The organism is Stenotrophomonas sp. STEN030 (genome assembly GCF_056759995.1).
This window is the reverse complement of the sequence record NZ_JBRREB010000100.1, coordinates 1-5,655: the sequence shown is the minus strand read 5'-3', so window position 1 is coordinate 5,655 and position 5,655 is coordinate 1. Positions and strand designations below refer to the sequence as shown.

At 64.5% G+C, this 5,655-nt stretch carries 6 protein-coding genes; 3 read left to right on the top strand and 3 right to left on the bottom strand.

Features of this window, described 5'->3' with window-relative positions:
* Nucleotides 1-83 precede the first annotated feature (83 nt).
* Nucleotides 84-2,087: a bifunctional DedA family/phosphatase PAP2 family protein gene (locus ACVOLR_RS19750; protein WP_481537947.1), complete on the bottom strand. Its 2,004-nt coding sequence runs from the start codon at nucleotides 2,085-2,087 to the stop codon at nucleotides 84-86.
* A 126-nt stretch (nucleotides 2,088-2,213) separates the two neighbouring features.
* Here ACVOLR_RS19750 and ACVOLR_RS19745 point away from each other — a divergent pair, with 126 nt between their 5' ends.
* Together ACVOLR_RS19745 and ACVOLR_RS19740 are read left to right on the top strand one after the other, a co-directional pair.
* On the top strand, nucleotides 2,214-2,876 hold the full coding sequence (locus ACVOLR_RS19745; RefSeq protein ID WP_481537946.1) for a protein kinase family protein: 663 nt from the start codon (nucleotides 2,214-2,216) through the stop codon (nucleotides 2,874-2,876).
* Between the two features lie 8 nt (nucleotides 2,877-2,884).
* Nucleotides 2,885-3,424 (top strand): DUF2867 domain-containing protein, encoded by a 540-nt coding sequence (locus ACVOLR_RS19740; protein ID WP_481537945.1) that lies wholly within the window; start codon nucleotides 2,885-2,887, stop codon nucleotides 3,422-3,424.
* A gap of 137 nt (nucleotides 3,425-3,561) precedes the next feature.
* Here the strand turns inward: ACVOLR_RS19740 and ACVOLR_RS19735 are convergent, their stop codons facing one another.
* Both ACVOLR_RS19735 and ACVOLR_RS19730 read right to left on the bottom strand, forming a co-directional pair.
* Nucleotides 3,562-3,741 (bottom strand): hypothetical protein, encoded by a 180-nt coding sequence (locus ACVOLR_RS19735; protein WP_296250311.1) that lies wholly within the window; start codon nucleotides 3,739-3,741, stop codon nucleotides 3,562-3,564.
* Between the two features lie 45 nt (nucleotides 3,742-3,786).
* Nucleotides 3,787-4,461 (bottom strand): hypothetical protein, encoded by a 675-nt coding sequence (locus ACVOLR_RS19730; protein ID WP_481537944.1) that lies wholly within the window; start codon nucleotides 4,459-4,461, stop codon nucleotides 3,787-3,789.
* A 142-nt stretch (nucleotides 4,462-4,603) separates the two neighbouring features.
* Here ACVOLR_RS19730 and ACVOLR_RS19725 point away from each other — a divergent pair, with 142 nt between their 5' ends.
* Nucleotides 4,604-5,419, top strand: coding sequence for an SDR family oxidoreductase (locus ACVOLR_RS19725; RefSeq protein WP_481537943.1), 816 nt, complete (start codon nucleotides 4,604-4,606; stop codon nucleotides 5,417-5,419).
* The last annotated feature ends 236 nt before the right edge of the window (nucleotides 5,420-5,655 follow it).

The following is a 5,655-nucleotide window of genomic DNA, read 5'->3' as shown; positions in this document are numbered from 1 at the left end:
GTTTGGTCTAGGTCATCCTGTCGTGTTTGTGGATGATCATTTTTGGCAGCTCACTTGTTTGGCGGGGGCACAACCCATCGGCCCTACGGCGTTGGTTCGGCGCGGATCATCAACAGCGGCAATCCCGTCTCCGGCTGCACCTGCTGCTGGGTTTGCAGGCCATCCAGCGATTGCTTGAGGGTGTCCAGTGCCGGGTCAACGCCGCGCAGCGGCCGCCACATGCCGAACAGCTTCAGGTGTCGCTGGTAACGCAGGGTCTGCGCGCTGCCCAGCCATACCGGTGCTTGCCCAGGTTGCAGTTGGACGGTGGAAGGCCACAGCCGCAGTGCATGGATTTCATCCGGACGCGCGCCAGGATGCAGCATCAACAGCGCTTCGACGTTGGTATCCAGCGTTGCTGGCAGTACCGGCACCTGCTGCGGCGTGGCCTTCATGTCCAGCATCATCAGCGCCTGTTGCCAGCCAGCCTGGGTCTGCCGGGTCCAGCCATTGCGTTCGAGCTGTGCCTGCAATGCCGGCAACGGCCCGGCGACCTGTACATCCAGCGGCCAGCGCTGATCGTCGTCGAAATCATTGCGGCGGGCGGGCAGCTCGTGCCAACCGTCCTGCCACCAATGTGAGGCGTCCATCTGCACGATGCTGGCTGCCGCGGGTTCGAACTTGGCCAGCTTGGCCGGCACATTGCGCGGTGCATACCAAAGCCCGGCGATCACGAACACGCCGTAGAACAGCCATGCCACCGGCTTGACCCAGAACGAGCGGTTGAAGCGGCGGCGATAGGCAACGCCCAGCACCAGCAGCCAGAACACGCCGAACAACATGCCGCCGATCACGTCGCTGAGCCAGTGCGCACCCAGATAGATGCGGGCAAAGCCAATCACCGTGACCACTGCGCCGGACAACAGGTACGGCCAGACGCGGGTGCGTCCCGGCAGCTCGCGGCCGATCAGCACCGCAAAGAAGCCGAAGGTGATGGTGGCCATGGTCACCGCCACCGACGGGAAGCCGAAACCGCTGCTGGCGGCCGGCGGCCGCACCACATCGACGGTGGCACCCAGCAGTTTGGTCAGGGCCAGACCAAAGGCCAGCGCCGCCAGCCAATGGAAGACCGCCATCCAGCGTCGGCGCCAGGCCAGGTAACCCATGCCTGCGGCGATCGCCGGCAACAGCACCTGCCAGTCGCCCAGCGAGGCCAGCGCAGCCATCGGGTAGTCGGCCAGCGGGTTGCGCAGGGCCAGCATCAAGCGGTGCACGGCCAAGTCCAGGGCCAGCGGTTCGCCGTGGCCAACCACCACCATCAACAGCGCGAACCAGCCCCAGCCCAGCACCAGCAGCATCAGCGCCAGCATGGCCAAGGGCACCGATTCGCGGCGTTTGGGGTCGAACAGGTCACTCAGCGAGTGGCCGATGAAGCGCGGGTGGCGGTGCGACCAGGCCAGCAGGCGGGCCAGCCAGCCGTCCATGCGTGTTGCCGACCAGCGGTAGCTGTACAGCACGATCGCCCACACCAGGCCCAGTAGGGTGCCCAACAGGGCAACCACCAGGAACAGGCGCCCGGCCACTGCGGCTACGGCGTCATAGGCCTGGCCCAGCGCCCAGCCGGGCAGCAAGAAGAGGATGGCCCAGGACAGGCAGGCAAGGCCGCTGGCCTTGAGGTAGCTGATGAAGCGCATATTGGCCATGCCGGCAATTGCCGGTACGAAGGGCCGGATCGCACCCACGTAGCGGGCGATCAGAATGCTCTTGAAAGCATTGCGGCGGAACATGACTTCGCCACGGTCCAGCAGCTGTGGGTAACGGCTGAACGGCCATACGCCACGTAGGCGGTCACCCCAACGGCGGCCCACCCAATAGCTCAAACCATCGCCAGCGAAGGCACCCAAGGTGGCACATATCACCGCATAAGGGCCGGACAACTCGCCCATGCCGATCAATACACCTACCGCGATCATCAGCGGCAAAGCCGGCACGATGGCACCAAGGATGATCACGGCATCGCAGAAGGCGATGGCGAAGATCGCCAGGCCAGCAAGGACGGGATTGGCGGCGATCCACGCAAGCGTGGCGTCGATCCAGGAAGAATTCATTGGCCGATTATAAAGGGAAGCCCGAGTCAGACCGATGGCAAGGGCATAGGTTCAGTCAATTGCAGTGGCACTTGTTCACCTGCGATGCCGCTCAGTGAATGGCGCGCTGGCGACTAGAATGTCGTCATGACTGACTCTTCCCCCGCACCTGTTACTGCGCTGAAAGCTGACAGCTTCGGTCGAATCCTGTTGATTGATAGCCCGCAAGGGCGCTTCGTACGCCGCGATCTCGGGGCGACGCCCTTGTGGCTGCGGTTGCCGGCCTGGTGGCTGGCACGGCGTGAAGCCCGCGCACTGGCCAAGCTCGATGGTATGGAGGCGACGCCGCGGCTGCTGGCATGGGATGGGCACTGGCTGGACCGCAGCTATATGGAAGGTGCAGCCATGTACCAACGCCCGCCGCATGGCGACCTGGCCTATTTCCGCGCGGCGCGGCGTTTGCTGCAGCGCGTGCACCGGCACGGCATTGCCCACAACGACCTGGCCAAGGAAGCGAACTGGCTGGTGCGCGAGGACGGTTCCCCGGCGCTGATCGATTTCCAACTGGCGGTATGTGGCAACCCGCGCTCGCGCTGGATGCGGTTGTTGGCGCGCGAGGACCTGCGTCACCTGCTCAAGCACAAACGCATGTACTGCCGGCAGGCGCTGACCCCGGTTGAGCTGCGCCTGCTCAAGCGGCACTCGTGGGTCCGCGAGCTGTGGTTTGCCACCGGCAAGCCGGTGTACCGCTTCGTGACCCGACGCATCCTGCATTGGGAAGACAACGAAGGGCAGGGGCCGAAGCCTTGAGTAGTGGCGTGCGGGCGCGTGAGGTCGAGATTTCAGAGGGCGCGTTGCTGCACCCGCTGCTGTCAGGCAGTCATTTCGCACATGCATCGCGGATCAATCTGGTTCGCCGGCCGGACAGTGCCGTACAGGCCTATCTGGATATCGCCCGGCAGGTGCCGGCCTGGTTTGATGGCCTGATGCGGCTGCGAAATGCCGGCATGCGCCTGCTGGGGATGAAGCACCTTGGCGCGATCCGCAGCGTGCCAGCGCGTGCTCCGGAAGGGCTGGCGGTCGGCGACAGGCTCGGGATATTCACAGTGCGGGCGCTGACCGCCGATGGCATCGTGCTGGGCGACAGCGACCGTCATCTGCGGGTGGAACTGGCAGTAGAGCTTGGCCCCGGCCACGACAGCTGCGAGCTGCAGGTGAGCACCGTGGTTCACCTGCACCGGCCGTTCGGGCGTCTGTACATGTTGCCGGTAGCGCCCTTGCACCGGGTCATCGTGCCGCATCTGCTGGGGCGCTATGCGCGAAACATGGCGGCGCGCTGCCGTGACCTAGCCGGCTGATAGCCGGGGCTGGCGAGTCGGGTGTGATCAGGCGCGTATCGCTGACGCGCGCAACAAGGCCGAAAATTCTCCTGTGCCGGCTACCTCCAGCTTGAGGTGCAGCGCTATCACGAGAATCATCTGCGGAACTGATCAGCTCAGGGAGCGGGTGTGTTGTCGAGAGAATTGGAGACAACGAGTAGAAAAGTAGCCAGCGGGCCGAGCAACAGTGAAAGCAGGAACCAGTTCATACCGCCGCGTCCCTTGGATTGGGCCAGGCCGGCATTGATCAGTGCCAGCGTGCCCCAGCCGACTACGTAGCCTCCACTTTCCTGCATGGTTTCCTTCCTTGGTGGCCTTGCTGGCCAAGTGGTCGAGTGGGCTTAGCGTAACTCCAGCAGCTGCTTGCCGACAAAGCGACGCTGCGCATCAAAGTCGTAACCCAGCGTTACATGGCCATCGTCGGCACAGGCGTGGCAGCTGCGCAGTGGCGTGGTATAGCGCAGGCGCACGCCGCCATCGGGTAGCGCTTCAGTGCCGGCAGCCAGCGCAGGTGCGAACGGGCCGGAGTCGGGGTGCTTGCTGGCGAACGCTTTGTAGGCATCCGAGCCGCGTGCCGCGTCATCGAGCACCTCCTCATCCACGTCGACAGCATGGCCATTGGCGTCCACCAGCCAGGTGCCCTCGTTGGTATTGGCGCGGAATGGGAATTCCAGCGTAGCCACGCCGACCCCTTCGACGTTCTGCCATGCGGTGACATAGCCGGGCTTGCCCTGCGCGGACAAGGTGCTGGCAGCTGTCAAAGCCGCCGGCGAAGCACCACCGCTGCGCATCACCTGCAGCAGGCAGTTGTCGGCTGCGGTGTCGGTACGACAGGACTCGATCGAGCCTGTCCATACTGCGTTGGCACCGATACGGGCGGCTTCTTCGCTCAGCCCTGTGGTCTGCGTGGTGACATCCTTGGCCGCCGCAGGTACTTCGGCAGCGGGGTGTGGCTTCTGGCAGGCCACAAGCCCAAGGGCAAGCAGCAGCGGGGCAGTCAGGTGCAGTGTCTTCATCGGGAGTCCTTGCGCGATATCTCACCAGTATCGGCAAGCCATATGAACGCTGAGTGTCGAGCCTTCAGCAAACCGCAGGACTGTGCGTGGGTGCTGGTATCGGCATAATGCGCGTTGCTTTCTTACCGGTTCCGGAGTGCGTATGAGCAGCTTGCGAGGCAAGACCCTTTTCATCACCGGCGCCTCCCGTGGCATCGGTCTGGCCATCGCCCTGCGTGCCGCACGCGACGGTGCCAACGTCGCCATCGCCGCCAAGTCGGCGGTCGCCAATCCCAAGCTGCCGGGCACCATCCATACCGCTGCCGAGGCCGTCAACGCCGCTGGCGGACAGGGTCTGGCGCTGAAGTGCGACATCCGCGAAGAGGACCAGGTCAATGCGGCCGTGGCTGCAACCGTGGATACCTTTGGCGGCATCGACATCCTGGTCAACAACGCCTCGGCGATCTGGCTGCGCGGCACCCTGGATACGCCGATGAAGCGTTTCGACCTGATGCAGCAGGTCAATTCGCGCGGCAGCTTCCTGTGCGCGCAGGCCTGTTTGCCGCACCTGTTGCAGGCGCCGAACCCGCACATCCTCACCCTGGCACCGCCGCCCAGCCTCGACCCGAAATGGTGGGGTCCGCACACCGGCTACACCCTGGCCAAGATGGGCATGAGCTTCGTCACCTTGGGTCTGGCAGCTGAGTTCGGCCGCAAGGGCGTTGCAGTCAATGCACTGTGGCCGCGCACGGTGATCGCCACCGACGCGATCAACATGATTCCGGGCGTGGATGTGAGCGGCTGTCGCAAGCCGGAAATCATGGCCGATGCCGCACACGCGGTGCTGACCCGTACCGCGGCCGGCTTCAGCGGACAGTTCCTGCTGGATGACGAAGTGCTGGCCGAAGCGGGCATCACCGATCTGTCGGGTTATGCGGTGGATCCGTCGCGCCCGCTGATGCCGGATCTGTTTCTCTGATTGCCTTCCCAAGGCTGGAAGGCTTCACTGTAGTGCCGAGCCATGCTCGGCAGAGGCTCCACCGGGAAAGCCTCACCTGTAGTGCCGAGCCATGCTCGGCAGAGGCTTCACCGGGAAAGCCCCACCTGTAGTGCCGAGCCATGCTCGGCAGAGGCTTCACCGGGAAAGCCCCACCTGTAGTGCCGAGCCATGCTCGGCAAGGGGCATTCCCGGTAAGGCCCATTGCCGAGCATGGC